The organism is Amycolatopsis sp. NPDC051045, assembly GCF_040682955.1.
In the GTDB taxonomy this organism is placed as follows: domain Bacteria; phylum Actinomycetota; class Actinomycetes; order Mycobacteriales; family Pseudonocardiaceae; genus Amycolatopsis.
Genome location: NZ_JBFBCC010000008.1, coordinates 271,608 through 298,566, shown reverse-complemented (window position 1 = coordinate 298,566; position 26,959 = coordinate 271,608). Strand labels below are relative to the sequence as shown.

The following is a 26,959-nucleotide window of genomic DNA, read 5'->3' as shown; positions in this document are numbered from 1 at the left end:
GTGCGCATGCCTGCCGCGTGTCTTCGAGGCCCTCAAGGGGTCGAAACGGCGACTCGGAGGGTTTTGATCCCCCGGAGGGGCACATCCCAGGCTACCCCGGTGTTTCATGCATAATGGCAATTATGCATGAAACACCAGGCCCGGCCGCGGGAACTGTCGGTGGTGTGCGGTACAAGATCCACATGAAGGTTTCCGAGGCCCAGCAAGCCTTCTTCGCCGCCCGCCGTCCCCGCAAGGACTCTCCGCACACGACCGACGCCTACCGCCGGGATCTCGCCGGCATCACCACTCTCCTGGTTTCGGAGCTCGGCCGCCCCGCCGAGGACCTGGAGGTCGCCGACCTCACCGGGCCGGCGCTGCGGTCGGCGTTCGGCGCGTTCGCGGACGGGCACGCGAAGAGCTCGGTGCTGCGGGCGTGGTCGACGTGGAACCAGTTCCTCACGTTCTGCGTGGCCGACGGGCTGCTGGCGGGCAACCCGATGGGGGCGGTGGCGCGGCCGCGGACGCCGGCGTTGACGCCGAAACCGTTGCGGGGCGAGGAAACCCCGGAGCAGCTGCTGTCGGCGGCGGCCGCGGGGTCGCGCCGGGCGCGTGACCCGTGGCCGGAGCGGGACGTGCTGGTGATCGCGCTGGGGCTGGTGGCGGGGCTGCGGGCGGCGGAGATGCGGGCGCTGACGTCGCGGTCGCTGGTGGGGCGGGCCGGTGAGCTGCGGTTGCACGTGAAGGGCAAGGGCAGCCGGGACCGGTCGATCCCGGTGCAGCCGGTGCTGGCGGAGCTGATCGAGCGGTACCGGGAGTCGTGCCGGGTGCGGTTCCCGCACGCGCGCTTCTCCCCTGGTTCGCCGTTGCTGCTGGATCGGGCGGGTGAGCCGATCGGGCGGGGTGCGCTGGAGTACCTGGTGAAGTCGTGTTACCGGGGTGCGGGGTTGCACGACCGGGTGCCGGCGGGGGCGAATCTGCACGCGTTGCGGCACACGTTCGCGACGCGGCTGGCGGAGGACGGGGCGACGGCGTCGGAGATCATGGCGTTGCTGGGGCACGCGAGCTTGGCGACGAGCCAGAACTACATCGAGGCGACGGGTCGTGAGCAGCGGGCGGCGGCGGCGAGCAACCGGACGTACCGGGCGTTGGACGGGCTGGGCTAGCGCAGTTGTTCGAGGTCCTTCGCCGCGCGGGCGATTTCCTGGGCCAGTGCGCGTAGTTCGCGGGCGTCGGCGCCGTCGTCGGCCGCGGTGACGATGTCTTCGGCTGCGCAGCGGAGCTGGAACAGCCGGTCCTGCAGGGCGGCGATTTCGGTGTCGGACAGGACGACCGCGTCTTCGGGGAGCCCGCTTCGTTGCAGGGCGGTGCGGCGTTCGTAGGCGCGTTGGCGGCAGGATTGGCCGCAGTAGCGGCGGCGGCGGCCGACGTTGCCGCCTTCGGGGAGGCGTCGTCCGCACCAGCCGCAGTGCTTGGGGGCGCCTCGGCGGGCCGGGGCGAGGTCGATCGTGGTCGGCTGGGTCAGTTCGGCGGCTTCCCTCACCCGGGAGACCCTAGCTGGCCATCGTTTGCTCATGCCGGGGTCATGGCGGAAGGGCACACTTGGAGGATGCACGCGTCGTTCCCGTACCTGGCTGATCCGCTCCCCCGTGCTTTCGCCCACCGGGGGTGGCACCTCGATGAGCTCGAGGGGCTGGAGAACTCGTTGCCGGCGTTCAAGCGGGCGTGTGCGGAGGGCTACCGGTACCTCGAGACGGATGTGCACGCGACGGCGGACGGTGTGGTGGTGGTGCACCACGACGCGAATCTGGATCGGACGACCGACGGTGCGGGTGCGATCGCGACGCAGACGTGGGCGCAGCTGAAGCGCGTCAAGGTGGGCGGGAAGGTGCCGTTGTCGCGGCTGGAGGACCTGCTGGAGGAGTTGCCGGATGCGCGGTTCAACGTCGATGTGAAGGCCGATCGGGCGGTGGAGCCGTTCGTGCGGGTGCTGGAGCGGACGAAGGCGTTCGACCGGGTGGCGGGGGCGGCGTTCTCGGACGCGCGGCTGGTGCGGTTGCGGAAGCTGGCGGGGCCGGAGCTGGTGACGGCGATGGGGCCGCGGTCGGCGCTGGCGTTGTGGGCGCGGGGGAAGCTGCCGTTGCTGCCGCTGGGGCGGCTGGTGCTGGGGGCGATGGCTCAGGTGCCGGTGCGGCAGGGGGTGTTGCGGGTGGTGGACAAGGCGTTCGTGTCGATCGCGGGGCGGTCCGGGATCGAGGTGCACACGTGGACGATCGATGATCCGGCGGAGATGCGGATGCTGCTGGACCTGGGGGTGCACGGGATCGTGACGGATCGGCCGGATCTGCTGCGCGAGGTGTTGATCGAGCGGGGTGCGTGGCAGCGGTCGCAGGAGCCGTGAGCGTCAGCGGGGTGGTTTGCCGGTCCAGGCGGCTTCCCAGGTCTTGGGGCCGAGGAGGCCGCTGTCCTTGATGCCGTTGGCGCGTTGGAGGTCGAGGACGGCGGTGCGGGTCTTTTCGAGGTAGCAGCCGGTGCCGGTGAAGCCGTAGCCGAAGGCGTTCATGCGGAGCTGGAAGGTCTTGAGCGGGGTGGCGCAGTCGCCGTAGCGGTAGACGACGCCGGGCCAGGCGGGTTTGGTGCCGCCCGGGTCCGGGGGTGGTGCGGGCCGGCCTCCCCCGCCGATGTAGGCGGATTCGGTGTAGGTGGGGACGCGTTTGCTGCGGGCGTCGGCGTCGCCGGCGAGTTTGAGCATGCCGGCGCACTGCCAGGGTTGCCAGCCGCGCATGCGGTAGAGGTAGAGGGCGCGGTAGTCCTGTTCGGCGGGGGTGGCCCGGTCGGGGCGGCCTTGGCCGCCGACGCTGCGCCAGGTGGGCAGGTCGAACTGGTAGGCGCCGTAGTAGCCGTTGCCGGTGTTGGTGGCGTAGCGGTTGCTCGACTCGCACATGCGGAGCTTGGTCCAGGCGGTCGCCGTGGGGTCGGCGGCTGCGACGGCGGGGGTGGTGAGCGGCAGAACCGTGGCGGCGAACGCGAGGAGCAGGAGTCTCGTCACGGTGCGTCGACGGTTCTGGATCATGGGAGCACAGTAAGAGCGGGTCCCGTGGACCACAACAGACACAGTGCGCGCTTGAGCCGCACGTGTAACACCGTGATTTTTGCCGGGGCCGCGCTGTGGAGCGTGGACGGGGTGGTCCGCGGGTGCGGCGGATGATCACGAGGCGACGAACCGGACACGGTTTCGGTGGGGCGGTCACGGGGGTCGCCGCCTCCCCGTAGTCTCCGCGCTGACCTGGAAGATCCCGAGGTGAAGGAGCCGTGGATGACGCTGGCCGGGACGCGCTCGACCAAGCGCGAGCGGTGGGGCTGGTATTTCTACGACTGGGCGAATTCGCCGTTCTATTCGTCGACGACGACGGTGTTCGGTGCGCTGTCGATGAGTTCGATCGCGGCGGAGGACGCGAAGACGAACTTCACCCTTAACGGGGACCGTCCGTGCGTGAACGCGGCCGGTGAGGTGGACACGCTGCAGCACTGCGACGTGACGTTGTTCGGGCTGCACTTCCCGGCCGGTTCGGTGTGGGGTTACCTGCTGTCGGTGGCGACGGTGGTGCAGGTGCTGGTCCTGCCGATCGCCGGTGCGGTGGCCGATCGGAGTCACAACAAGCGGCGGATCCTGGGCGGGTTCGCGTTCCTGGGCGCGGTCGCGGCGGCGGCGATGTTCTTCCTGGCGGGTTCGGACTGGCAGCTGGGCGTGGTGCTGTTCATCGTGGCCAACATCGGCTACGGCGGTTCGCTGGTCGTCTACTACTCGTTCCTGGTCGACATCGGCGGGCCGGACGAGCGGGACGGCATTTCGGCGAAGGGCTGGGCGTTCGGGTACCTGGGTGGTGGGCTGGCGCTGGCGTTGCAGCTGGGGTTCTACCTGGGGCACGACGCCTTCGGGGTGGACAAGGGCACCGCGGTGCAGATCTGCTTCCTGACCTCGGGGTTGTGGTGGGCGGTGTTCACCGTCCCCGCGGTGCGGGCGCTCCCCCGCCGCCACGCGCCGGTCGAGGTCGCGCCGGGGCGTTCGGTGTTGCGCGCGGGTTTCGCGGAGCTGCGGCAGACGCTGGTGGCGGCGAAGGCGTATCCGTTGACGCTGGCGTTCCTGGGGAGCTACCTGGTCTTCACCGACGGGATCAACACGGTGGTGACGGTGTCGGCGCAGTACGGCAAGGACGAGCTGGGGTTCGGCAACGAGGTGCTGATCGTCACGATCCTGGTGATCCAGTTCGTGGCGTACCTGGGCGGCACGCTGCACGGGCTGGTGGCGCGGCGGATCGGGGCGAAGCGGACGATCCTGGGCAGCCTGGTGCTGTGGATCGCGGTGCTGGGCGGGGCATACTTCGTGCAGCCGAAGCAGCTGGTGCAGTTCCTCGCGGTGGCGGTCGGGATCGGGCTGGTGCTGGGTGGGACGAACGCGCTGTCGCGGTCGCTGTTCAGCCAGATGATCCCGGCGGGCAAGGACGCGCAGTACTACTCGCTCTACGTCGTGGGCGAGCGCGGGACGTCGTGGCTGGGGCCGCTGGTGTTCGCCGGGGTCGGGCAGGCGACGGGGTCGTTCCGGCTGGCCATCGTGGCGTTGGTGGTCTTCTTCGCGGCGGGGCTGGTGCTGGTCGGGCTGGTGCCGGTGCGGCGGGCGATCGTGGCGGCGGGCAACCGTCCGCCGGAGGTTCTGTGAGCACCGATAGGGTCGGGCGTCGTGACCTTGCTCAACGACCAAGCCGCCGGCCCTGATCCCACGGACGCCCTGTCGTCGGTCCCCGCGGCCGGTTCGCGCCGGGGGACGCCGCCGGTGGGCAGGCTGAAGTTCTGCTACGGCCCGATGGACTGCGGGAAGTCGACGCTGGCGCTGCAGATCGACCACAACCACGCGCGGCAGGGTCGCCGGGGCTTGGTGCTGGTGCGTCACGACCGGTCGGGTGCGCCGCAGATCTCCAGCCGGATCGGGCTGACCCGGCAGGCGGTGGAGGTCGGTGAAGACACCGACGTGCGCGACCTGGTGCGGCAGGAGTGGGCGCGGGGGCAGCACGTGGACTACGTCGTGGTGGACGAGGCGCAGTTCCTCTCCCCCGGCCAGGTCGACCAGCTGGCGGAGCTGGCCGACGACGTCGAGATCGACGTGTACTGCTTCGGGATCGCCACGGACTTCCGGAGCCGGTTGTTCCCGGGCGCCGCTCGTCTGTTCGAACTGGCGGACGAGTTGCAGCCGGTCCAGGTGGAGGTGTTGTGCTGGTGCGGGCTGCCTGGACGGTTCAACGCACGGGTGGTCGACGGCGAGGTCGTACGCGAAGGCGATACCGTCGTGGTGGCAGATACCGAACAATCCGTAGTTGAAACTTCAGCTTCAGCACGTTTTGAGGCCGAATTCGCTACGGTGCGTTATCAGGTATTGTGTCGCCGCCACTTTCGGGCGGGTGACCTGGGACCGGTAACTGCTCATCACGGTCAGTTACGGTTGACCTGACTGAGACGTAAGTAGCCCATCCGGGGGATATCAGCACTAAGAAGGCCGTATTGACGTCACGCCGGAGCGCGAAACGCCTCCTACTAGAGGAAGCTGATGCCGGCGGGTGACGCAGCTCATCGTGAGCAACGACATGGCAGCTCGGGAATCCTTCGGGGCTCCGCGTCGTTGCATAGGGTGAGCAACACCCTGGCTCCACCCCGGAGCTGACTGAAAGGACCCATCATGGCCGACCGTGTTCTTCGTGGAAGCCGGCTGGGAGCGGTCAGCTACGAGACCGACCGCAACCACGACCTCGCCCCACGCCGCACCGTGCGCTACGCCTGCCCGAAGAACCACGAGTTCGAGGTGCCGTTCTCCGACGACGCCGAGATCCCGACGGTCTGGGAGTGCCGCCTGCACGGCAGCGAATCGGAGATCGTCGATGGTGGGCAGCCCGAGCAGAAGAAGGTCAAGCCGCCGCGCACCCACTGGGACATGCTCCTCGAGCGGCGCACGATCCCCGAGCTCGAGGACCTGCTCAACGAACGTCTCGCCGAGCTGAAGGGCCGCCGGACCTCCCGGTCGGCGTGACCCTTCGGGCCTCGGCTCAGTAGCCAAGCTCTCACCACAAGCGAACGGCCCCCGCGACCTCCCTCCGCGGGGGCCGTTCGCTCGCCTGGCGGGTCGGCTATCCGGCCGACCGTTCCGGTACGCGAGCCGGACCTCCAGGTGCGTGCTACCTCACCGTGGCGCGGAACGGGCCGCTCAGGGCCGCCCACTGCAGGAGCATGATCGTCTTCGCGTCGGCGATCTCGCCCGTGCCGATCATCTTCAGCGCGTCCTCGAACCGCAGTTCCACCACCTCGATGTCCTCCCCCTCCGCCGCGATCCCGCCACCCGCGCCCCGGTCCGCGGGGTCGTATGGCGCCGCGTAGCAGTGCAGGCGCTCGGTGACCGAACCCGGGCTGGTGAACACGTCGAACACGTGCTCCAGCTCGCCGATGCGGACGCCGGTCTCTTCCTGCGCCTCCCGGCGGATCGCCGTTTCCGGGTCGTCGGCGTCCAGCAGGCCCGCGGCCGTCTCCAGGAACATGCCGTCCGGGTGGTCGTTGACGTAGACCGGGTAGCGGAACTGGCGGGTCAGCAGCACTTTTCCGCCCGCCACGTCGTACAGCAGCACGGTGGCGCCGTTGCCGCGGTCGTAGGTTTCGCGCTGCTCGGTCGTCCAGCGGCCGTTGCGGTGCTGGTAGTCGAACGTCGTGCGGCGCAGCACGTACCAGGCCGAGGACAGCAGCTCCACGTCGGTGACCCGGACACGCGGGTTGCGGGACAGGCTTGTCGAAGAGGTCATTCCCCGACCATAATGTGCATGACTCGGCAACAACAAGGAGGATCGTGCATGCTGGTCGGCGAACGCCGTGAACTGCTGCTCGGCCGGCTCGCCGCCGACGGCAAGGTGCTGGCGAAAGACGTCGCGGCCGAACTCGGGGTCTCCGAGGACAGCATCCGCCGGGACCTGCGCGACCTGGCCGCCGCCGGGCTCTGCCAGCGGGTCTACGGCGGCGCGCTGCCCGTCTCCCCCGCCGTCGCCGACTACGCGACCCGCACGGCCATCGCCGTGGACGGCAAGGACCGGGTCGCCGCGGCCGCCGCCGACCTGGTCCGCCCCGGATCGACCGTCATCCTCGACGGCGGCACGACGACCCTGGCCGTCGCCAAAGCCCTCCCCCACGATCTCGACGCGACCGTCGTGACCCACAGCCCCACCGTCGCCGTCGCCCTGCTCGAGCACCGCGGCATCGAGGTGTTCCTGCTGGGCGGACGGCTGTTCCGGCACTCCGCGGTGACCTGCGGCGCCGCCGCGGCCGAGGCCGCTCAGGCGATCAGCGCCGACGTCTTCCTGCTCGGCGTCACCGGCGTCCACCCCGAAGCCGGCCTGACCACCGGCGACGCCGACGAAGCCGCGATGAAGCGCACCCTGGCCCGGCGCGCGGCGGACACCTACGTGCTGGCGAGCGCCGAGAAGCTCGGCGCGGCCTCGCGGTTCGCCGTGCTGCCCTTCGCCGACGTCGCCGGTGTGATCACCGACGCCGAAGACTCAACCGACTCAACCGTGCAGGAACTTGCAGCGCAGGGCGTGCGGATCCTCCGGGCGTGACCTCGGTGTACCACTCGCGGCCCGCCACCACCGCGAACAGCGGCGCGGGCAGCCACACCAGCAGCCGCAGCACCGCCGAGAGCCTTCCGGTACCGCGGACGTCCGACACGTGCGCGGCGAGCGCCGCCTGCTTGCGCCCCGCGAACCGCCGCACGTCGAAGCGGTGGGTGACGGCCGAGGCCGGGCTGTAGGCGTGGTCGAGCGCCTCGACGTCGTACCGGAACGGGATCCGCAGCGCGCGGACGATCCGGACGAACCGCAGCGCGTAGTCGCGGGGAATCGTGGCTTCCAGCAGCCGCGTCCCGGTCAGGCGGGCCGCCCGCCGGGCGACTTCGTGCACCTTCACGTGGTCGCGGTGCCCGTAGCCGCCGTTGGCGTCGTAGCCGAGCAGCAGGTCGGCCCGCTCCTCCTGCAGGATTGCGCCGAGCCGGTGCGCGGCCTCCTCGGTGTCCGCGCGGACGAACCGCTGCCGGCCGGGCGGGTCCGCAGTCAGGACGGGGCCGTGCCCGCTGTCGGCGTAGCCCAGGTGCACGACGCGCCGGACCCCCAGGATGGCCGCCGCGGCCTCCAGTTCGGCCCAGCGCGGTGTGGGGGTCTCGGCGTTCATGCCGTCGGTGGCCACGACGACCACCACCCGGTGCCCGTCGGCCGCGGCGCGGGCCAGCGTGCCGCCGCTGAGCAGAACGGGGTCGTCGGCGTGGGCGTGGAAGGCCACGATGGTCGTCATCGGCCCCATGATGGCCGAGAACGGGAGAAAACGGCATGGGTGAGCACCGGGTCCGGTTCGCGGCGATCTTCGACGCGGAGGTGCGCCGGCAGAACGAGCGGTTCCGCACGGCGGCCGCGGTGCACCCCGGCGAGGACGTCCTCGACGTCGGCTGCGGCACCGGCGAGTCCACCCGGCAGGCCGCCGAGGACGGCGGGACCGCGCTGGGCGTCGATGTCTCGGCCCCGGCCATCACGCGGGCCCGTGAACTGGGCGGGGCGGCCTTCGAGGTCGCCGACGCGCAGACGCACCCGTTCCCGTCGGCGGCGTTCGACGTGGTGCTGTCCCGGTTCGGGGCGATGTTCTTCGCCGATCCGCCCGCGGCGTTCGCCAACCTCGCCCGCGCGCTGCGCCCCGGCGGCCGCCTGGTGCTGCTGGTGTGGCAGGAGCGGGACCGCAACGAGTGGTATTCGGTGCTGCACGACGCCGTGGCGCCCGGCACCCCCGCGCCGCCGGCCGGTCCGCACTTCTCCCTCGGCGACCCCGATCGCACGCGGGCGCTGCTCGAAGGCGCCGGATTCGCCGAAGTCGCGTTCACCGAGCTGCGCGACCCCGTCTGCTACGGCCCGGACGCCGCGACGGCGTGCGAGTTCGCCCTGGGGCTGCTGGACGTCAAGCAGCTGTTCGCCGCCGGGGACGAGCAGTCGGTGTCCCGGCTCCGGAACGCCTTCGCCGCACGCGAAACCCCGGAGGGGGTGCTGCTCGGCGCCCGGACCTGGATCGTGACCGCGCGGGTCAGGCCCGCTTGACGAGCTTGCGCAGCTGGTGCCAGCGGCGCTCGGCGCCCCACTTGGCCACCCGCAGGAACGCTTCGCGGATGATCGAGCCGCTCATCTTCGACTCGCCGATCTCGCGTTCGGTGAACGTGATCGGCACCTCGACGATCTCGAACCCGGCGTCGGCGGTGCGGATCGTCAGGTCGATCTGGAAGCAGTAGCCGTGGGAGTTGACCTCGTCCAGGGCCAGCTTCTCCAGCACCGGACGGCGGTAGGCGCGGAAGCCGGCGGTGATGTCGCGCGTGCGCATGCCCAGCGCGATCTGCGAGTAGATGTTGGCGCCGCGGGAGAGGACCTGGCGGTTGACCGGCCAGTTCACCACGCTGCCGCCCGGCACGTAGCGCGAGCCGATCGCCAGGTCGGCGTCGCCGACCGCGTCCAGCAGGCGGGGCAGGTCCTCGGGGGCGTGCGAGCCGTCGGCGTCCATCTCGACGATGGTGTTGTACTCGCGGGCCAGGCCCCAGCGGAACCCGGCGATGTAGGCGGCGCCCAGCCCGGCCTTCTCGGTGCGGTGCAGCACCTTGATGTGGTCGTTGGCCGCGGCGCGCTCGTCGGCGAGTTCGCCGGTGCCGTCCGGGCTGCCGTCGTCCACCACGAGCACGTGCACGTCCGGGAGTACCTTGTGCAGGCGATCCAGGATCGGGCCGAGGTTCTCCCGCTCGTTGTAGGTCGGGATCACCACCAGCACCGGCTCGATTTCCCGGGCCCCCCGCGGCGCCTGCGACATCCGTGCTCCTCCGATATCCGCGGCGGTCAGTCCGCCGCTTCCCCTGTCGTGCCGGCGCTGGTGCGCCGGGTGCGAAAACGGAGTACGAGCCCGCCGGCCACCCCGGCGATCGCCAGTGCCAGCAGCCCGTACTCCGTCCACGCACCGAGTCGATCCGACAGCGTAGTCTGCGTCCGCAGCGGGACGCGCCCGACCAGGGAATCCGCTGTGAAAAGGCCCGTTGAGCTGGTCACCGAGCCATCGGGCGCGACGAGGGCGCTCACGCCTGAGACGGCGCTCACCACGACGGCCCGGCCGTGTTCGACCGCCCGCAGCCGCGACATCGCCAGCTGCTGCTCGCTCATCTCGCTGCGGCCGTACCAGGCGTTGTTGGTCGGCACCACCAGCAGCTCGGCGCCCTGGCGGACGGCGTCGCGGCCCGGGTAGTCGAACGCGGTCTCGTAGCAGATGAACACGCCGACCTTCGTGCCCGCGACGTCCAGCCGCTGGTTCGAGCCGTCGCCCGGGAGCATGTCGACGGTCTCGGCGTCGAGGAACGGCGTGACCAGCTCGGCGACCTTGCGGGCCGGCACGTACTCGCCGAACGGCACCAGCTGCTGCTTGGCGTAGCGCCGGCCGGGCCCGGTCTGCGGGTCCCAGGCGATGACGGAGTTCTGGATGTGCCCGTCCGGGAGCACGTAGAGCGCCCCGATCAGGGCCGGCACGCCGAAGTTCGCCACGAGCTGGTCGACCTGCGGGTCCGGGCCGGTGACGGTGGTGGCGCTCTCCGGCCACACCACCAGGTCCGGCTTCGGCACCTTCCCGGCCCGGACGGCCGCCAGCAGCCGCTCGCTCTCGGCGATGGTGTTGCGGCGCAGTACCGCCCGCTCCCCCTGCAGTGCGAGCCCGATGTCGGGCGCGTTGCCCTGGACGGCGGCGACGGTGAGCTCGCCGTCCTGCGCGCCGGTCCCGATCGACGGCCACAGCGCCAGGCCCGCGACGACGGGCAGCAGCGTGCCGGCAGCGGCGAAGACCGCCGGCCGGGTGACCTTGCGGGCCGCCCACAGCCGGGCGGCCAGCGCGGCCAGGCCGAACCCGGTGAGGACGACGGCGAGACCGACCAGCGGCGCGCCCCCGATCGAGGCGAGCGGCAGGAACGCGCCTTCGGGCTGGCTGAACGCGACCCGGCCCCAGGGGAAGCCGCCGAAGGGGAACCACGTGCGGGGCGTCTCCATCGCGATGATCACCAGCGCCGCCCACAGCGGCGCGGCCGGCAGCCGGGACACCAGCGTGATCAGGCCGCCCGCCAGGCCGTGGTAAAGCGCCAGCGCGAACGACAGGCCCAGCCACGGCCACGGGCCGAAGTCGGGGCCCAGGAAGTCCAGCAGCCAGGTCAGCAGCGGCAGGAAGAACGGGAAACCGAACGCGAAGCCGTAGCCGAAGCCGGCCCGGAAGCGGCGTCCGCGCAGCACCAGGGCCAGCCCGGCGAAGGCCAAGGGCGCCAGCCACCACAGCGGGCGCGGCGCGAAGCTCAGGTAGTAGGCGAAACCGGACACCGCGGCCGCGGCCGCGCGCAGCAGCCAGGCCGGGGGGAACCGCCGCGTGCCGGCGGGCTGGTGCGGGGCGCCCGGTTCGGGGTCCGCCACGGTGACTGCCACGGCTGACAACTCTAGGTGATGGCGTCGTGGAGGACTTCACCCGCGCGGACCGTGCGCAGGCACCGCGGGAGGGCGGCTTCCGGTTCGAGTCGCGGCAGGGGCGGCATCCCGGCCCGCGGGTCGGTCGACCAGCGCTGCACGCGGCTGTCCGGGGTGGCCACGACGAGGTCGGTGGCGTCCCAGATCGCGTAGTGCGCCGGCGCGCCCGGGACGAGGCTGCCGGTGACGCCGTCGTTGACCCCGGCCGCCCGGTGCCCGGCCCGGGTGTGGGCGGTGAACGCCGCCCGCGGGGACAGGCCCGCGCCGGGCGTCCGGTGGTAGGCCGCGGCGCGGACGCTCGCCCACGGGTCGAGCGGCGTCACCGGCGCGTCGGAGCCGAAGGCCAGCACGACGCCTTCCGCGGCCAGCGCCGAGAACGGGTTCAGCCCGGCCGCGCGGTCCGCGCCGAGCCGCTCGGCGTACATGCCTTCCGAACCGCCCCACCGCGCGTCGAACAGCGGCTGTGCCGAGGCGACCACACCCCAGCCCGCCAGCTGCTTCGCCTGCTCGGCGGTGACCATCTCCAGGTGCTCGAGCCGGTGGTGGCGGGCGGCCAGCGCGCGCTGGCTGACTTCTTTCTCCGCCAGGCGGAAGCCTTCGACCACCTCCGCGACCGCGGCGTCGCCGATGACGTGGAAGCCGGCCTGCAGCCCGGCTTCGGTGCAGGCGGTGAGGTGTTCGGCGATGCGGTGCGCGTCGAGGTAGAGCGTGCCCGAGCCGGGGTGGTCGGCGTAGGGCGTCGTGAGGGCGGCGGTGTGGGAGCCGAGGGCACCGTCGACGAACAGGTCGCCGGCCAGGCCGCGGGCGCCGAGTTCGCGGGCGGTCTCGACGGCGCCGAGCTCGCCCCAGTACCCGACGACCTCGGGGGTCCGCGCTCCGGCGAGGGCGAGGAGGGCGGCGAGGTCGGCGCGGCCGGAGATGTCGGGACCGGCGCATTCGTGGACGCTCACGATGCCTTGCTTCGCGGCCTCGGCGAGAAAGGCCCGCTGGGCGCGTGCGCGCTGCTCCGGGGTGATCGCGGCGCGCACGGCGACCCGGACGGCGTGGTGGGCGGCGCGGGTCAGGGGGCCCTCGGGCGACCAGCCGTCGGCGTCGCGGGCGGCCGGAGCCAGTTCGACCAGTGCGGTGGAGACCAGCGCGGAGTGGACGTCGACGCGGCTGAGGTAGACGGGCGCGCCGCCGGCGACGTCGTCGAGCTCGGCGCGGCTGGGCAGCCGCGGGTCGGTCCAGGTGGTCTCGTCCCAGCCGTGGGCGAGCAGGACCTGGCCGGGGGTGGCGGTGGCGCGCACGCGCGCCAGCAGCTCGGCGCCGCTGCGGACGCCGGTGAGGTCGAGGCCGGTCAGGTGCAGGCCGGTGGCGGTGGCGTGGACGTGCGCGTCGACGAACGCGGGCGCGACGAACGCGCCGTCGAGGTCGACGACCTCGGCGCCGGGGTGCAGGGCGCGGGCCGGGGCGTCCTGCCCGACCCAGACCACGGTGCCGCCGGTGACCGCCATCGCCGTGGCGTCCGGGCCGGCGGGGGTGTAGATGCGCCCGCCGAGCAGGAGCGTCGTGCTGTCGTCCGTCACTCCTTGAGTCTGCCCCGCCCGCCGGGTCGTTCTCCACGTGGGGGCGCGACCGCAACACGCAGGAAGATTTACTCTTCCAGAACGATATGACAGGATATTTTCACGTGATCTAGACGATTGGGAGTACATGTGACTGCGATCCAGGAACCTGTGACGCCTGCCGCCGCCTTCGACCAGCCCTACGAGTACGCCCGCGCCGAGCTGGTGGAACCCGACTGGCGCCGCTTTCCTGGCTGGCACGACGTGACCGAGGCCGAGTGGCGCGACGCGCAGTGGCAGCGGGTGCACTGCGTCCGCAACGTCAAGCAGCTGCGCGCGCTCATGGGCGACCTGCTGGAGGACCGCTTCTACGACGACCTGCTCGCCGACCAGCGCGAGCTGGCGACGATGTCGATGCTGCTGCCCCCGCAGATGCTCAACACGATGGCCCCGACGGCCGGCACCGACCCGGCCAAGGTGACCGAGGCCTTCTACGCCGACCCGATCCGCCGCTACATGCTCCCGGTGAAGAGCGATCGCGACGCGAGGTGGCCGAGTCACCCGCACTCGGAACGCGACTCCCTGCACGAAGCCGAGATGTGGGTGGTGGAGGGGCTGACCCACCGCTACCCGACGAAGGTGCTGGCCGAGATGATCTCGACCTGCCCCCAGTACTGCGGCCACTGCACCCGCATGGACCTGGTCGGCAACTCGACCGAGCAGGTCGAGAAGCACAAGCTGACGCTCAAGCCGGTCGACCGCCAGGACGCGATGATCGCCTACCTGAAGAAAACCCCGGGCGTGCGCGACGTGGTCGTCTCGGGCGGCGACGTGGCCAACGTGCCGTGGCCGCAGCTGGAGTCGTTCCTGATGCGCCTGATGGACATCGACACGGTCCGCGACATCCGCCTGGCGACCAAGGCGCTGGCGGCCCTACCGCAGCACTGGCTCCAGCCGAAGGTCGTCGAAGGCCTCGAGCGCGTCGCCGTGACCGCCCAGCGCCGGGGCGTGAACCTGGCCATCCACACGCACGTCAACCACGCCCAGTCGGTGACACCGCTGGTGGCGGAGGCAGCCCAGACGGCCCTCAACGTGGGGGTCCGCGACGTCCGCAACCAGGGCGTGCTGATGCGCGGAGTCAACGCGACCCCGGCGGCGCTGCTGGACCTGTGCTTCGCCCTGCAGGGCGAAGCGAACATCCTCCCGTACTACTTCTACATGTGCGACATGATCCCGAACGCCGAGCACTGGCGGGTTTCGGTGTGGGAGGCCCAGGAGCTGCAGCACGCGATCATGGGGTACCTGCCGGGGTACGCGACGCCGCGGATCGTGTGTGACGTGCCTTATGTGGGGAAGCGGTGGGTGCACCAGCTCGCCGAGTACGACCGGGAGCTGGGGATTTCTTACTGGACCAAGAACTACCTGACCAGCGTCGATAAGGCTGACGCCGAGGACCGTAGTGAGGCGCTGCAGCGGCGCTACCCCTACTACGACCCGATCCCCACCCTGCCCGAAGCCGGGCAGCAGTGGTGGGCGAACCGCTCCAGCTGACGCCGGCGCGTCAGCGTTCAAGAGTAGGCCGAGGGGGTCCCGCGGAGCCCGATTGGGGCCGCGCGCACCCCCTCGGTCCTCTCGGACGTTTTGGCTGGTCAGGGCCGACGAGGACCGGTTGGGACCGATCGCGATATGGCCCAGAAAAGGCCCAGAGATTCCACTGTGGACGGAGCGGCGTGCCCGGCGACCACGGCGGCTCAGTCAGTCGACCAATTGCTCCAAGCACCTTTTCATCTCGACCAGACATCTACCTTGTAATCAGGGCACCGCCGCCACCGCCACATTCCGTTCGGCTGGAACCGCGTCGCGCCACTTGCCGAGAGGCAAACCGGACGCGTCGGCCGCAAACACACGATGGCCCGTCCACCAGGCTCCGGCGGACGGGCCATCCTCGTCTCCAGCGGTCAGCGCCGAGAGCCGGTCCCGGTTCCGCGGCGAAGCCGGGGCCAGGTCAGGCAGCGCGATCAGATTTAGCTGCCCGGGCGCCGGTATGCGGCGGGCCGCGCCCTCAAGGCAGCGGCCGCAGGTGACCTCCTCGCCGGTGGCCTACAGCCGGTCCCGGAAGTCCGAGCCGCCGATCGCGGCGGCCAGCCACCGTCGTTAACCTCGTGGACGGTGCCCGAGGGCGCGCGGTGGCGCGCACCCGGGTGCGCCGCGGCCCAGACCGCCGGCTCCGGCACCCCGTCGGCGGACCGGGCGTGGCGGGTACGCCGCCGGAACACGCCAATCCGCCGCCCGGCCGCGCGACCGGGGTCAGCTCCGGAAACAGGGTCGGCTCCGGGACCGCCGCCAAGTTAGGCGGTAGTAGCCGACGACACGCCGAAGTCCTCCGTCGTCGCATACGGCAGCTGCGTGGGCGGGTTGTCGGTGCGCGCGGTGGTGCTGGGATTGCTGAGACCCGGCGGGGCCGGCCGTGCTGATCTTGTTACCCTCGGTCGATGAGTGACGCGTACTCACCCATCCACGAGCTGAACCTGCTCAAGCAGTTTGAAGACGAGGTGCCGGCCTTCAACCTGGAAGGCTTCGAGCTGCGTGAGTACAACGACAAGAAGGCCATCGACAGCTGGTTGGACTCCGACGGACCGAACAAACAGGAGTTCCTCGACCGACTGATCCCCTTCGCCCGCGCCAGTTGGTCCGGCTCGGTCTACGCGTTGTGGCGGTGCGACGACCGGGCCGACCTCGCAGGCCTGCCCGTCGTTCTCCTCGGCGACGAGGGCGGTCTCTCCGTGGCGGCGCGCGATCTCCGAGAGCTCTTCCAGCTGCTGGCGGTCATCGACGAGGAGGATGCGGACGAGGAGGACCTCGACGACCGCCAGGCCTACGTCGACTGGCTGGACCAGAACTTCGGCCTCGCACCGCCCGACGACGATGGCGAAGTCATTTTCCAGGCCGCCCGCGCAGAGTACGGCCAACGGTTCGCCGAGTGGACACAGCGGGTCGAGTCACGCCACCGGTAGCGAAACCACCACGGTCAGCCCGTCGCCCGGGGTGTCCTCCGCGCGCAGTGAGCCACCCATCTTCCCGATCCGCCCGGACAGATGCCGGGTCACCGCGGACTCCGGCAGCCATAACCACCACATCATCGAGGACTTGCCGCCGAGCTCGTCCGGCACCAGCAGCGACCACGACGTCATATCCGGCTTGGCCGCGAGGTCGAGGCCAACACAGGTCCGGCGGCCGGTCGAGAAACCCACCTTCGCCTTCACGCTTGCCCAGGTCCGGGCGTTGCGAGTCGCGGCGCGCAGGCGGCGGCGGCGACGGCCTCGCTGGCCAGCTTCGGCGGACGCGTCGCGCTCGTCGCCCCTTGCGCAATGACCTTGCGTCCACTGTGGACTAAGGTGGCGCCCGGTCCGCCACCGACACAGCAACGCCGAGGGAGGCGAAGGTGCTTCGCGCCTCGTCCCGCCAAGGCCGGGCCGCGTCGTTCCCCTCGGTCAGGTCCGCGAGCACGGTGAGGGCGCGGGCCTCGCCGAGGCGGTGGCCCGTTTCGCGGTGGACTTCCAGGGCGCGCCGGGCGTGTTCGGCGGCCTGCCCGGCCTCTCCCCCGGCGAGCAGGAGCCGCGCCAGGACGGTCAGGACCCGGCCTTCGAGGCCGCGGTAGCCGGCCGCGCGGGCCAGTTCGAGTGCCTGGCGGGCGTCGCCGGTGTTCTCGCGCGCCGTGGCCAGCCCGATCCGGGCTTCGACGGCGCTGTAGTGGATTCCGGTGCGCTGGGCCAGTTCCAGCGCCGCCAGGTGGCAGTGGATCGCCTCCGCCGGGCGCGCGAGGCACTGCTGGACCGTGCCCAGGACGATGAGGACGTCTGCCTCCACCCGCCGGTCACCGACGCGCCGCGCGAGCTCGAGGGCCGTGCGGGCGCGGTCGGCCGCGCGGTCGTGGCGCCCGGCGTCCGAGTCGACGGCCGCCACGCCGCGCAGGGTCGCGGCTTCCGTGCCCGTGTCCCCGATCTCGCGCAGGATCGGGAGGGCTTCGGCGAAGCGGGTCAGCGCCTCGCCGAACTGCCCCAGCGCGTGCAGGGCGTCCCCGAGGTTGCCCAGGGCGGTGGCCTGGCCGGAGACGATCCCGAGGTCCCGGTAGAGCGTCAGGGCCCTGGCGTGCCCGGCGGCGGCGTGGGCGTAGGCCCCCGATTCGTACTGCACGAACCCGAGGTTGCCGAGCGCAGCGGCCTCCCGGAGCGGGCTGCCGGTCCGGGAGGCCAGGGTCAGGGCGCGCCGGTAGCAGACCGCGGCCTCCGCGGTGCTGCCCAACTCGCGGTACACCAGGCCCAGCTTGCCGAACACCACCCCCTGGGCCTCCAGCCAGCCCGCGCGGCGGAGGTGCTCCACCGCGCGCTCGTAGTGCTCGACGGCCCGCTCGTGCCGGTTGCCACGCAGGCACAGGTCGCCGAGGTTCATCCGGGCGACGGCCACGGCCCGTGCGTCGCCGTCCGCCTCGGCCGCGGCCAGCGCGGCGGTCCCCAGGTCGGACCACTCCTGGCGGTGCAGGCTGATCCAGAAGTAGCCGCGCAGGGTGTCGGCCAGCAGCCAGGTCACCGGCCGGAACCCGCGCTCGGCGGCGAGCAGGCCGGCCGCGGTCAGGTTGACCCGTTCGCCCTCCAGCCACGCCAGCGCCGCGGCGCGGTCGATGGACGCCGCCGGCGTCCCGGTGGCGGGCCCGCCGGGCAGGCGAAGCAGCTGCGGGTGGATCACCTTCGCCGCGGCGTCGGCGGTGCGCAGGTACCAGCCGAACAGCCGCCCGAGCGCGGCCTCGGTGTCCCGTTCGCCGTCCTCGGCCCGGCAGCGGTCGCCGGCGTAGCGGCGCAGGAGGTCGTGGAAGGCGAAGCGGGCGGGCCCGTGTTGTTCGAGCAGGTGGGCCGATTCCAGACCGTCGAGCAGCCGCGCCGCCCGCGCGGTGGTCACGTCCGCGAGCGCGGCGACGACGTCGGCGGTGAAGTCCTCCCCGGGGACCAGGCCGAGCAGGCGGAACAACCGTTGGTGGTCCGCCGGCAGGGCGTCGTAGGACAGGTCGAAGGTGGATCGGAGGGCGGTGCGCTCGTCGCCGGGGACCGCCAGGACGTCGAGGTGGTCGCCGGAGCGAAGCCGGACGAGGTGGCCGGCCAGGTCGCCGGGGTGGTGGGCCACTTTCGCGGCGATGATCCGCAGCGCCAGCGGAAGCCGGGCGGTGAGCCCGACCAGCTCGGCGGCCGCCCGTGGTTCGCGCGCGACCCGCTCGGCGCCCAGGAGCCCGCCCAGCAACCGGCCGGCCTCGTCCTCGGTGAGCACGTCCAGGACGAGGCGGTGGGCACCGTCGCAGGCGACCAGGCCGTCGAGCCGGTTCCGGCTGGTCACCAGAACCACACAGCCCGCGCTCCCAGGCAACAGCGGGCGCACCTGCTCCGAGGACGCCGCGTCGTCCAGCAGCAGCAGCGCCTTCCGGTCGGCGAGCAAGGTGCGCAGCAGCCCCGCGGCCTCGTCGACGTCGACCGGCAGCTGCTCCGAAGCCAGCCCCAGCGACCGCAGGCACCGGGTGGCGGCCTCCAACGGGCTCATCGGCGGGCCGGCCCCGTGGCCGCGCAGGTTGACGTACAACTGGGCGTCGGGGAACCGGGCGGCGACCCGGTGCGCCCACTCGACGGCCAGCGCGGTCTTCCCGACCCCGGCGGTGCCCACCAGCACGCGGACCACCACGGCCGGGTGCCGGGACGGCGAAGCGTCCAGCTCCGCCAGGGCCCCGGCCCGCCCGGTGAAGTGGGGAACGGCGGCGGGCAGCTGGCGCGGCGCGGGCAGCTCCGGGCTCGCCCTGGCCGGCGTCGGCGCGATCGAGTCGACGCTCGACCGCAGGATGCGCTGGTGAAGTTCGCGCAGTTCCGGCACGGCGTCGACGCCGAGTTCGCCGGCCAGGCGCCGCCGCAACCCGTCGTAGTGCGCCAGTGCCTCCGCCTGGCGGCCGCACCGGTAGAGGGCGAGCATGAATTGGCCGGCCAGCCGCTCGTCGAGCGGGTGCTCCGCGGTGCGGACGGCCAGTTCGGCGAGCAGCACGGCGTGGTCGCCCCGGCGCAGGCGCAGGTCCGTCCGGTCCAGCTCCGCCGCGTTCCGCTCGGCCTTCAGGACCGTGCGCAGGCCCTCGGCCCACGGCGTGTCCAGGCCCGCCAGCGGTTCACCGCGCCACGTGCCGAGCGCCCGCTCCAGCAGGGCCAGCGCCCGGTCCTCGTCGGCGGTGGCGCGGGCTTCGGTCACCAGCGCGCGGAAGCGGTGCAGGTCCACCGCCGACGGCGGCGCGAGCAGCACGTACCCCTGCGAGCGGTGCTCGATCCGCACGCCCGCGATCCGGCGCAGCCGCGACAGGTAGGTGCGCAGCGGGTTGCGGGCGTCCGCCGGGGCGGGACGCGCGCCCCACACGCGGTCCACCAGCCGGTCGACCTGGACGACCTGGCCCACGTCGGCGAGCAGGGCCGCCAGGACGCATTGCTGGCGGGCGGGGCCGACCGGTTCCGGGACACCGTCGACCCGCACCTCGACGCTGCCCAGGACCCCGAACTCCACCACCACGTCCGACCGCTCCTCCGGTAGGCCGAACACCGGCTTAGCACCCGGCGTCGCCACAATCAATGTTTTCTCAAGGTCCCGGCAACGGCCGGCGCGCACGCTTGCGGACACGGCGCCAGGCCGACGGCGCCGGACCACGCGGAAGCTCCGGCCAGAGGGGGATGAATGCGATCGGAACAACTCCTCACCACGCTCCCGCCGACCGCGCCCACCGCGGCGTCGGCGTCGATCGGTTCGGCGTAGGACGCAGCCGCCCGTGCGCCGAAGTCCGTGGAGGCCGTCGCCGGACGAGCGGAAACCAAGAACCGGAGAACCGCCGGAACGGCCGAACCGAATCGAAGGGGTCGAAATGCGAAAGAAAATCCTTGCTCGCCTCGCAGTGGTGAGCACGATCGCCACTATGGGCCTGACCGCCCTGCCGCAGATGGCACTGGCCGCGGGGAGCAGCAATACCTGCAAAATTCGCGTCTGTCCAGTCACCGGGAGGAACTTCCCCGGCGGGACGATCTCCGTGGACGCGGACTCGGGCGGCACCGCCGACACCGCTTTCTGGGGACTGACCGATTCCACCTCCCCGAATCCCCGGTGCAGCGCCACCTTTTCCACCGAGGGCGGCGTGCGCTCGTGGACGTGCTCCGGCATCCACGCCGGCACGGTCACGGTGATCCTGACCGGGCCCGCACCACTCGCGATCGGTGTCCGGTGGTAGATCCGGTGACGCGGGCAACGAGCTGATCTCGACGTTCTGTCGTCTGGACGACTCCTGGTGGATCGAGCGGTCCGGAGCGCCGTTCTGCCAGGAGTTCCGTCGCTGTCGTGCCGTATCCCGGTCAGTACTGCCCACCCGCAGGGACCGGCGTGTCGCCGATTGGCGAACCGAATCGCCGGTCGCGAAACCCGCACAGCCAGCTCGACGCCATCCCGCTCTGGTCGACCCGCAGCAGGAACGCACAGGATCACGACGCAGGTGAAACCGATTGTGGGCACCGGGCTCCCGACGGCCGCCCGTCGAACGCGAGGTGGTCCTGCTCCAGCCAGCCGAGCTTTTCGCGGCTCGGGCAGTCGGTGAGGATGCTCTGCATGTTGTTCTCGACGGCGGCGCGGGTGAGCCGGTGGATGCCGTCGAGGGTCGCGTCCGAGGAGTCGAAGTCCCCGGCGGAGCCGTTGTCCGCCATCGTGCGCAGGCCGGCGACCGAGAGCTGGGCGTCGTCGGGGACGCCGGCCACTTCGAGGTAGCGGAAGCCGTGGTAGCTGAAGTCCGGGTGCCAGGTCTGCCGGGTGCCCTTGCTCGTGAAGCTGTCCCAGATCGGCGCGCCGACGTTGCTGATGGACTGGTCGACGTGCCCGTCGCGCAAGGCCTCCGCCGGATAGACGCGGATGGCCGTGCCCTTCGGCGCAGCGAGCGTCACCTGGGGCAGGCCGGCGATGTTGCGGCCGACGTCGTAGACGCGCACGCCGGGCGCCGGCCGCGAGATCTCCTTGCCGGGCAGCTGTTCCACGACCCGGACGGGCTCGCTCTGCCGGGCGGTGAGCTTCGCCGTGCTCGTCGCGGGCACCACCGGGGACCAGGTCGTGCGGTCGGCGCCGGGCCGGTCCCAGCCGGGGAGTTCGCGGCGGGCGTCGTAGTCCTCGCCGCCGTACCACTGCGACACGGTCGTGGCGCCGAGTGTGGTGCGCCAGCTCGAATCCGTGCCGATCCGCTGGACCGTGCCGTCGGTCAGCGTCAACTCCAGCTGCGCGATGATCTGTGGGTCGCTCGCCGTGCGCGCGAACTTCCGGTAGCGGCCGGAGGTGTGCAGCGCGTCCGCGGTGCCGTTGCCGACCGCGATGCCGATGGTGTTGGCGCCACCGCGGATCTGCTTCGTGACGTCGTAGGCGGCGTAGGTGACGCGGTCGGCGTAGTCGCTGTCGTCCGGCTCCAGCACGGCGTCGCCGACGCGGGTGCCGTTGAGGCTGGGCACGTAGACGCCGAGGCCACTGACGTAGAGGCGGGCGCCGGCGACGCGGCCGGCCACCGAGAAGTCCTTGGCGAACACCGGGAGCGCGGGCGGCAGCCAGGTGGCGGGGGCCGGCTGGTCCGTGACGGCCTTGGCGACGATGAACGGCCCGTCCGCGGCCGTCTGGACCGTGTAGTCGACCGGGAAGTTCGGCGTCCTGCCGTCGGCGGTGAGCGTGTCGGTGCGCGGGTACAGCACGACCTGGTCGAAGGTGCGCGTGGCACCGAGGTCGATGGTGAGCGAGACGTCGGCATCCGCGCTGGTGTGCACGGCGCTTTGATAGCCGGCGTTCCCGGCGTCCTCGGGGTTGGACGTGGTCAGGCCGTCGGCGACCAGGCCGGGCTCCCACTCCTTGCGCACGGTCTGGGTTTCCGATGCCGTGACGTACTTCTGGCGTCCGTCGGCGAAGTTCACGCCCGGATCAGCCGAGTCGCGCGCCTGCAGCTCGGCCAGCTGCAGGCGGTAGGTCGGATCGGGGAAGCGGCGGGTGCCGCCGGTGGTGACCATCCGGTTCTGGCTGTCCAGGGGCTGTTCGGCCAGCGGGAAGCCGAGCTTGGTGACGTCGAGCCTCACGTACCGCGCGGTCTGCTGGGGCAGCGTCACGACGACCGGGTTCGCGGGTTTGGCGCCGAGCTGCCACTGGCGGTTCGCAACCCAGCCGGCGGACCAGTCCTTTTGGTCCGTCAGGCCGGTTTCGAACCAGGTGGGAGCGCTCCAGGCGGAGGGGACGGCGCCGGACCAGACCCGGACGCGCCAGTAGACGCGCTGGCGGCTGCCGAGGGCACGACCGGCGTAGTCGAACGCGGTGGCGGCGCCGGCGACGCGGCCGGTGTCCCAGAGGTCCGGGCGGGCCAGGCGCGCTTCCGAGGTGGCGGCCTGGACTTCGTAGGCGGTCTGGTCCCGGGCGAGGGTCCGCCAGCTCAGCGTCGGCGTGGTGTCGTCCGTCCCCAGTGGCCGGTCGAGGTGGTCCGAGCGGAGGTCGGTGGCGGCGAAGATGCGGCTACCGACGTCGGCTCGGGTTCCGGCTTCGGCGGGTGCGGCGATGCCGAGGGCGAGGAGCGGGACAAGACGAGGAGACGGCGGGATCTGGGGCGCACAGCAGCTCCTGGAGAGACCAAATCGTTTCAAGTCGAAGCGATGTTTTGCCGCTTCGACTTGAAGTGGAGAAGGGGTTCGAAAGCAGCCGCGGCAACACGCCCGAAGGAGGGTCGACGCTCTCAAGCCGGCAGGACAAGCACGGGCACGTGGCCCAACTTCTGTCGTTCCATCGCGAACTCCGAATTGAAAGGTTTCACAACCTGACGCCGTGACGCTACCGTGCGCCCGAAGAGGTGTGCCAAGGGGTGCCACAGAGCCTGATCGGGGCCGCGGGCACCCCTTCGGCCCCTTTCGGATGTTTTGGCTTGTCAGAGCCGATGAGGACCGGGGCGTGTCGATTGGCTGCCCCCATCACTGCTCGTGGTCGGAATCGGGGTGGGGTTGCGGCGGCGTGTCGCGCACGACGCGCTTGCCGTCGAGCTGGTACACGCCGCGGCTGCGCCGGCGCGGCGTGTACCCGTCGGGGCACAGCCGGGTGGCCTCGTCCGGCGGGGCGGACGTCGGGCCGGGTGGCTGCGGGCGTTCGCCCGGCGGTCTGTCATCGCGGACGCACTCGACGTCCGGGTCGACGGGTGAGGGGATCACCGCCGGGCGATCGTCGCGCTCCATCACGCAACTCCTCCGGGGCCGCCCCAGAAGAAGTTCGAGCCCCAGGTCGAGGTCCCGCTGAAGTCGGCCGCGATCTGGTAGGCGTTCGGGTTCGTGGCCGACGCGAAGCCCTGGTAATTGGTCATCGTGCCGGCCGCATCCGTCTGGTACATGAGGTTGCGCATGTAGGCGGCGCGCTGCCACCCGGCCGCGGGGAACGCGCCGCTGCCCATCCACGTCGAGGTCGGCTCGGGGTGGAAGGCGATGTCGTCGACGATCTCTCCGCCCCAGTCCACCCGGCCCGCCTGGTTGCGCAGGCCGGCGGTGCTGAACAGGCCGGCCGGGTAGTAGCCCATCCACTCGTTGCCGATGCGCACCCACCAGTTGCCGGCGAACAGCGAGACCTTGATGCCGAGGTCGTACTGGTCGCCACCGGCGATGCTCTCCGCCAGGTTCATTCCGGGGAACACCGTTGTCGCCACCTGCACCCAGCCGTCGACGTCGCGGTTGTAGCCGCCGAGGTTGTTGCCGGAGGCCGTGTAGTTGTTCGTCGTGTAGAAGATGAACAGGTGCGGGCCCCAGTCGCCGTAGATGTCCTTGTAGGTCTGGGCACCGACCTCGACGGTCTGCAGGTTGGTGCCCACACCGGTGCCGGCGGAGACCCAGAGCTGCCCGAGTGAGAACTCGTTGGACCACTGCACGTACGGCCGCCAGGTGTTGATGAAGCCCTCGGTGCCGAAGTTCGTGGCGTACTGGACGGCGAGCGCGTACTTGTGGGCCGGGACTGCCGCAGCGGGGACGGCGAACCCCGGATCGTCGGGCGCGGTGAGGCGCCGCTTGTACGGACCCTTGGACAGGTAATCGCCCAGGTCACCGGCCGGCTGGATCCGGTCGAGGGGCTTGCGCAGCAGCGGCACGGTGCCCGGCGGCCCTTGCTGCTCCGGGTCGTCGGCGAGCGGCATCAGGCGGGTCGGGCGGTCGGGGTCCTGGGGGTAGTCCAGCGGCGGGTCCGGCGGCTCGGCGAGCGGTCCGTCGGTCTGCGACTCAGCGGGCACCCAGTCCAGCTCCTGACCCGCGGCGGTCGTGGTGCGGGCCACCACGTCGCGGCGCGTGTACTGGTCGGTGAACCACTGGTGGATCTCATCGAGCCGCTCGGCCGCCTCGCGGTCGAGGTCGCGACCCGAGCGCACAGCGGGGATCGCCTGGGGGGCGTCCGGGTTGCGTTCGATCTTGCCGATGTCCATGGACTGCTCCTTCGTCGGGAACTGTGCGGAATGGGGGGGGGGTGTCATGGCGTTGCCGGCGGCAGGCCACTGGTGGTGATGCGGACGACGTGGTCGTCGGAGGCGGTCGCGAGCAGCGTGCCGTCGCGGCTGAAGGCCATGGCCCGCACCGGCCGGGGGTGCAGCACGCGCGCGAGTTCGAGGCCGCTCGCCGTGTCGTGAACGGTGACGGTGCTCGAGCCGGAGGTGACGACGGCGACGCTGCGGTCGGCCGGGTTGACGGCGAGCAGGGAGATCGGTGCGCCGCAGTCGATCACACGCACTGCGGGCGGTTCCCCGGCCGCGGTGAGGTCCAGGACGGCGACGGTGTTGTCGTCCCACGCGACGGCGAGCAGCGTCGCGTCGACGCTGAACGCCAGGCGGGACACGCCGAACAACCGGCGGGTCCGGCCGCGCTCGACGCCCGCCACGGCGTCGATGACGATCACCGTGCCGTCGTCGTTGCCGGTGGCCAGCAGCGTCGTGGTCGGCGCGAAGGCGAGCGCGCGTACGGCGCCGTCACCGGCCACGGCGAACAGCTCCGCGCCGATGGCGGCGTCGAGCACACGCGTCCTGTGGTCGGCACACGCAGTGGCGATGCGGGTGCCGTCCGCGTTCGCGGCGACGCGCGTGACCGTCTGCGGATGGGCGCTCGGCGCCGTCCAGCGACCCGTCCCGTCGGCGCTGTTCAGCAGGCGAACACTCTTTCCGGCAGCGACCGCGAGCGACGCACCGGCGGGCCCGACGGCGGCGAGCGCGTTGACCGGGCCGAGGGCCTCGACGGTCCAGAACCGGTCGCCGATGATCGAGAACAGCCGCACGCCGGTCGTGCTGCTCACGGCGACGGCCTGCCCGCCGTCGGCGAACGCGACGCCGGTGACGGCTCCGGGGATCGGCTGCTTCGCCAGGGTGACCCCCGTGCGGGCGGCGAACACGGTGACCGCGGGGGTGTCGTCGGCCACGGCGACCACCGGTGTCCCGCCATCGGACATGGCCAGTGCCGCCGGATCCGCCGTGATCTCCAGGCGGGAGACCTCGATGCCGACGTCGTAGAGGTCGATGAAGGGCTCCCCGCCCGTAGCGAGAGTGGTGCCGTCCGGGCTGAACGCGAGCAGGCCGGCGCCGTTCGCCGAGACGACGTGGGGGCGGCCGGTCCGCGCGTCGATCACGCTGATGCCGTTGGCGGGTGCGGGTGGTGCCGGCCAGCCCAGCGGCAGGTTCACGGCGACGTGTCGCAGCGTCGGCGAGTACGCCAGATCGCCGAAGAAGCCGAGCTCGACCGGGGGGAAGCGCAACGTTCCGCGGTCGAGGTCGTGGACGGTGAGCATCCCCGGCACGCCGTGGGCGTCCGGAATGCTCACCGTCCGGTGCGCGGCCACCCAGCGGGAATCGGCGCTGATCGCCACCCGCACGACGCTCTCGTCGTGCTCGGTGATGCGCTGCACCGTCCACAGCGGTGCGCCGCTCGCGGCATCGAAGGCGTGCAGCGTGCCGTCGGCGGCGCCGCCGACGATCCGCCGGTTGTCCGGGCTGTGGGCGATGCGCCGGATCTCCGGGAGCGAGCCGAGCTGTCGCACCACCGCGCCGCTGTCGGTGTCGAGGATCGCGATGCCGTCGGCGAAGGCGACCGCGACCGTCCGGGCGTCCCCGGAGAACGCCATCTGGTTGATCAACCGCAGCTCGCGCCGCCACAGCTCGCGCCCGGTGGCGACGTCGAAGCGGTAGGCTCGCGCGCTTGGCGACCCGAACGCCACCAGCTGCGCGACGACCGAGCCGCCGTCGGGGGTGAAGCCCAGCAGTTGTGAGCTGCGGTCGTCCAGCGTGCCGGTGAACTGGCAGCGCGGCGCGAAGGTCTCGGCGTCGAGGACACGCACCCGCGGCCCGTCCGGCCCGCCGGGGTGGTTGTGGAACTCCGAGGTGGCGAGCCACCTGCTGTCCGGGCTGACCGCGACGTCGACGATCTGCCAGTCGTCGCCGATCTGGCGCAGGACGGTGCCGGAGTGCCGGTCGAGCACTGTGAGCTGGCCGAGGGAGTGTCCGGTCCCCGTGCCGGTCTGGGTGCCCGCCACGATCCACTCGCCCGACGGCGCGAACGCCACCGCGGGGAACGGGGCGTTGCCCTGGATGCCGGCGCGCCACAATCTGCGCAGGGCGGCGGAAGCGCTCACGAGCAGGTCCTCTCTCACTCTCACGCTGGGTAGAGCAGCGACGGGCTCGACCTGATACAGGTGATTCCGTCCTCGCCCGGGGTGGCGAGCAGTGCGCCGTCGGCGCTGAAGGCGGCGTCGCGCACGGGTCCCGGGCGCCGGAACCGGCTGATC

The 26,959-nt window shown here is 71.8% G+C and carries 23 protein-coding genes; 10 read left to right on the top strand and 13 right to left on the bottom strand.

Annotated features, from left to right (window positions below):
* The first annotated feature begins 164 nt into the window (after positions 1-164).
* Positions 165-1,145, top strand: a complete 981-nt coding sequence (locus AB0M80_RS21365; protein ID WP_364567362.1) for a tyrosine-type recombinase/integrase — start codon at positions 165-167, stop codon at positions 1,143-1,145.
* Here AB0M80_RS21365 and AB0M80_RS21360 read toward each other — a convergent pair.
* On the bottom strand, positions 1,142-1,522 hold the full coding sequence (locus AB0M80_RS21360) for a hypothetical protein (protein WP_364567359.1): 381 nt from the start codon (positions 1,520-1,522) through the stop codon (positions 1,142-1,144). The genes AB0M80_RS21365 and AB0M80_RS21360 overlap by 4 nt on opposite strands.
* A 66-nt stretch (positions 1,523-1,588) precedes the next feature.
* Here AB0M80_RS21360 and AB0M80_RS21355 point away from each other — a divergent pair, with 66 nt between their 5' ends.
* Positions 1,589-2,380, top strand: coding sequence for a glycerophosphodiester phosphodiesterase (locus tag AB0M80_RS21355; RefSeq protein WP_364567357.1), 792 nt, complete (start codon positions 1,589-1,591; stop codon positions 2,378-2,380).
* Positions 2,381-2,383: 3 nt separating this feature from the next.
* Here the strand turns inward: AB0M80_RS21355 and AB0M80_RS21350 are convergent, their stop codons facing one another.
* Positions 2,384-3,052 (bottom strand): transglycosylase family protein, encoded by a 669-nt coding sequence (locus tag AB0M80_RS21350; RefSeq protein WP_364567354.1) that lies wholly within the window; start codon positions 3,050-3,052, stop codon positions 2,384-2,386.
* Positions 3,053-3,295: 243 nt separating this feature from the next.
* On the opposite strand from AB0M80_RS21350, the gene AB0M80_RS21345 reads away from it, so the two are divergent.
* The 3 genes from AB0M80_RS21345 to AB0M80_RS21335 all read left to right on the top strand — a co-directional run bounded on the left by AB0M80_RS21345 (position 3,296) and on the right by AB0M80_RS21335 (position 6,055).
* Positions 3,296-4,696 (top strand): MFS transporter, encoded by a 1,401-nt coding sequence (locus AB0M80_RS21345; protein ID WP_364567641.1) that lies wholly within the window; start codon positions 3,296-3,298, stop codon positions 4,694-4,696.
* A 21-nt stretch (positions 4,697-4,717) separates the two neighbouring features.
* On the top strand, positions 4,718-5,482 hold the full coding sequence (locus tag AB0M80_RS21340) for a thymidine kinase (RefSeq protein WP_364567351.1): 765 nt from the start codon (positions 4,718-4,720) through the stop codon (positions 5,480-5,482).
* 225 nt (positions 5,483-5,707) lie between these two features.
* Positions 5,708-6,055: an RNA polymerase-binding protein RbpA gene (locus AB0M80_RS21335; RefSeq protein ID WP_003081521.1), complete on the top strand. Its 348-nt coding sequence runs from the start codon at positions 5,708-5,710 to the stop codon at positions 6,053-6,055.
* 145 nt (positions 6,056-6,200) lie between these two features.
* Here the strand turns inward: AB0M80_RS21335 and AB0M80_RS21330 are convergent, their stop codons facing one another.
* Positions 6,201-6,815, bottom strand: coding sequence for an NUDIX domain-containing protein (locus tag AB0M80_RS21330; protein ID WP_364567348.1), 615 nt, complete (start codon positions 6,813-6,815; stop codon positions 6,201-6,203).
* Between the two features lie 48 nt (positions 6,816-6,863).
* Here AB0M80_RS21330 and AB0M80_RS21325 point away from each other — a divergent pair, with 48 nt between their 5' ends.
* The gene (locus AB0M80_RS21325) at positions 6,864-7,622 is read left to right on the top strand and encodes a DeoR/GlpR family DNA-binding transcription regulator (RefSeq protein ID WP_364567345.1); all 759 of its coding nucleotides are present in this window, start codon (positions 6,864-6,866) and stop codon (positions 7,620-7,622) included.
* Here the strand turns inward: AB0M80_RS21325 and AB0M80_RS21320 are convergent.
* Positions 7,546-8,349: a PIG-L family deacetylase gene (locus AB0M80_RS21320; protein WP_364567342.1), complete on the bottom strand. Its 804-nt coding sequence runs from the start codon at positions 8,347-8,349 to the stop codon at positions 7,546-7,548. The two genes, AB0M80_RS21325 and AB0M80_RS21320, sit on opposite strands and share 77 nt — an antisense overlap.
* Positions 8,350-8,384: 35 nt before the next feature.
* Between AB0M80_RS21320 and AB0M80_RS21315 the strand changes: the two genes are divergently transcribed.
* Positions 8,385-9,137: a class I SAM-dependent methyltransferase gene (locus AB0M80_RS21315; RefSeq protein ID WP_364567339.1), complete on the top strand. Its 753-nt coding sequence runs from the start codon at positions 8,385-8,387 to the stop codon at positions 9,135-9,137.
* Here the strand turns inward: AB0M80_RS21315 and AB0M80_RS21310 are convergent.
* Genes AB0M80_RS21310 through AB0M80_RS21300 form a run of 3 tightly spaced genes read right to left on the bottom strand, consistent with a single transcriptional unit; the run spans position 9,124 to position 13,135 of the window.
* A complete protein-coding gene (locus AB0M80_RS21310) occupies positions 9,124-9,891 on the bottom strand; it encodes a polyprenol monophosphomannose synthase (protein ID WP_364567337.1) in 768 nt (255 codons plus the stop codon). The two genes, AB0M80_RS21315 and AB0M80_RS21310, sit on opposite strands and share 14 nt — an antisense overlap.
* A 26-nt stretch (positions 9,892-9,917) precedes the next feature.
* A complete protein-coding gene (lnt, locus tag AB0M80_RS21305) occupies positions 9,918-11,528 on the bottom strand; it encodes an apolipoprotein N-acyltransferase (protein WP_364567334.1) in 1,611 nt (536 codons plus the stop codon).
* A gap of 11 nt (positions 11,529-11,539) precedes the next feature.
* Positions 11,540-13,135 (bottom strand): amidohydrolase, encoded by a 1,596-nt coding sequence (locus AB0M80_RS21300; RefSeq protein WP_364567331.1) that lies wholly within the window; start codon positions 13,133-13,135, stop codon positions 11,540-11,542.
* A gap of 129 nt (positions 13,136-13,264) precedes the next feature.
* Here AB0M80_RS21300 and AB0M80_RS21295 point away from each other — a divergent pair, with 129 nt between their 5' ends.
* Positions 13,265-14,665 (top strand): lysine 2,3-aminomutase, encoded by a 1,401-nt coding sequence (locus AB0M80_RS21295; RefSeq protein WP_364567328.1) that lies wholly within the window; start codon positions 13,265-13,267, stop codon positions 14,663-14,665.
* A gap of 941 nt (positions 14,666-15,606) precedes the next feature.
* Positions 15,607-16,128 carry a hypothetical protein gene (locus AB0M80_RS21290; RefSeq protein ID WP_364567325.1) on the top strand — a complete coding sequence of 174 codons (522 nt, stop codon included), beginning with the start codon at positions 15,607-15,609 and terminating at the stop codon, positions 16,126-16,128.
* On the opposite strand, the gene AB0M80_RS21285 is transcribed toward AB0M80_RS21290, so the two are convergent.
* Positions 16,114-16,365: a hypothetical protein gene (locus AB0M80_RS21285; protein WP_364567322.1), complete on the bottom strand. Its 252-nt coding sequence runs from the start codon at positions 16,363-16,365 to the stop codon at positions 16,114-16,116. The two genes, AB0M80_RS21290 and AB0M80_RS21285, sit on opposite strands and share 15 nt — an antisense overlap.
* A 139-nt stretch (positions 16,366-16,504) precedes the next feature.
* On the bottom strand, positions 16,505-19,726 hold the full coding sequence (locus AB0M80_RS21280; protein ID WP_364567319.1) for a BTAD domain-containing putative transcriptional regulator: 3,222 nt from the start codon (positions 19,724-19,726) through the stop codon (positions 16,505-16,507).
* A 367-nt stretch (positions 19,727-20,093) separates the two neighbouring features.
* Here AB0M80_RS21280 and AB0M80_RS21275 point away from each other — a divergent pair, with 367 nt between their 5' ends.
* A complete protein-coding gene (locus tag AB0M80_RS21275; RefSeq protein WP_364567316.1) occupies positions 20,094-20,402 on the top strand; it encodes a hypothetical protein in 309 nt (102 codons plus the stop codon).
* Positions 20,403-20,649: 247 nt separating this feature from the next.
* On the opposite strand, the gene AB0M80_RS21270 is transcribed toward AB0M80_RS21275, so the two are convergent.
* The 4 genes from AB0M80_RS21270 to AB0M80_RS21255 form a co-directional block, all read right to left on the bottom strand.
* Positions 20,650-22,818, bottom strand: coding sequence for a family 78 glycoside hydrolase catalytic domain (locus AB0M80_RS21270; RefSeq protein ID WP_364567314.1), 2,169 nt, complete (start codon positions 22,816-22,818; stop codon positions 20,650-20,652).
* Positions 22,819-23,139: 321 nt separating this feature from the next.
* A complete protein-coding gene (locus AB0M80_RS21265) occupies positions 23,140-23,397 on the bottom strand; it encodes a hypothetical protein (RefSeq protein WP_364567311.1) in 258 nt (85 codons plus the stop codon).
* Entirely contained in the window at positions 23,397-24,620 is a 1,224-nt protein-coding gene (locus tag AB0M80_RS21260; protein ID WP_364567308.1) for a neprosin family prolyl endopeptidase, read from the bottom strand. The genes AB0M80_RS21265 and AB0M80_RS21260 overlap by 1 nt, the downstream gene beginning before the upstream one ends.
* 44 nt (positions 24,621-24,664) lie before the next feature.
* Complete coding sequence (locus AB0M80_RS21255) at positions 24,665-26,806, bottom strand: PQQ-binding-like beta-propeller repeat protein (RefSeq protein ID WP_364567306.1); 2,142 nt, start codon at positions 26,804-26,806, stop codon at positions 24,665-24,667.
* Between the last annotated feature and the right edge of the window lie 153 nt (positions 26,807-26,959).

Bases quoted from the DNA above. Each gene is read 5' to 3' on its own strand.
- AB0M80_RS21355 (WP_364567357.1), top strand. From the start codon at position 1,589: ATGCACGCGTCGTTCCCGTACCTGGCTGATCCGCTCCCCCGTGCTTTC.
- AB0M80_RS21350 (WP_364567354.1), bottom strand. From the start codon at position 3,052: ATGATCCAGAACCGTCGACGCACCGTGACGAGACTCCTGCTCCTCGCG.
- AB0M80_RS21345 (WP_364567641.1), top strand. From the start codon at position 3,296: ATGACGCTGGCCGGGACGCGCTCGACCAAGCGCGAGCGGTGGGGCTGG.
- AB0M80_RS21335 (WP_003081521.1), top strand. From the start codon at position 5,708: ATGGCCGACCGTGTTCTTCGTGGAAGCCGGCTGGGAGCGGTCAGCTAC.
- AB0M80_RS21330 (WP_364567348.1), bottom strand. From the start codon at position 6,815: ATGACCTCTTCGACAAGCCTGTCCCGCAACCCGCGTGTCCGGGTCACC.
- AB0M80_RS21325 (WP_364567345.1), top strand. From the start codon at position 6,864: ATGCTGGTCGGCGAACGCCGTGAACTGCTGCTCGGCCGGCTCGCCGCC.
- AB0M80_RS21320 (WP_364567342.1), bottom strand. From the start codon at position 8,349: ATGACGACCATCGTGGCCTTCCACGCCCACGCCGACGACCCCGTTCTG.
- AB0M80_RS21315 (WP_364567339.1), top strand. From the start codon at position 8,385: ATGGGTGAGCACCGGGTCCGGTTCGCGGCGATCTTCGACGCGGAGGTG.
- AB0M80_RS21310 (WP_364567337.1), bottom strand. From the start codon at position 9,891: ATGTCGCAGGCGCCGCGGGGGGCCCGGGAAATCGAGCCGGTGCTGGTG.
- AB0M80_RS21290 (WP_364567325.1), top strand. From the start codon at position 15,607: ATGAGTGACGCGTACTCACCCATCCACGAGCTGAACCTGCTCAAGCAG.
- AB0M80_RS21275 (WP_364567316.1), top strand. From the start codon at position 20,094: ATGGGCCTGACCGCCCTGCCGCAGATGGCACTGGCCGCGGGGAGCAGC.
- AB0M80_RS21265 (WP_364567311.1), bottom strand. From the start codon at position 23,397: ATGGAGCGCGACGATCGCCCGGCGGTGATCCCCTCACCCGTCGACCCG.
- AB0M80_RS21260 (WP_364567308.1), bottom strand. From the start codon at position 24,620: ATGGACATCGGCAAGATCGAACGCAACCCGGACGCCCCCCAGGCGATC.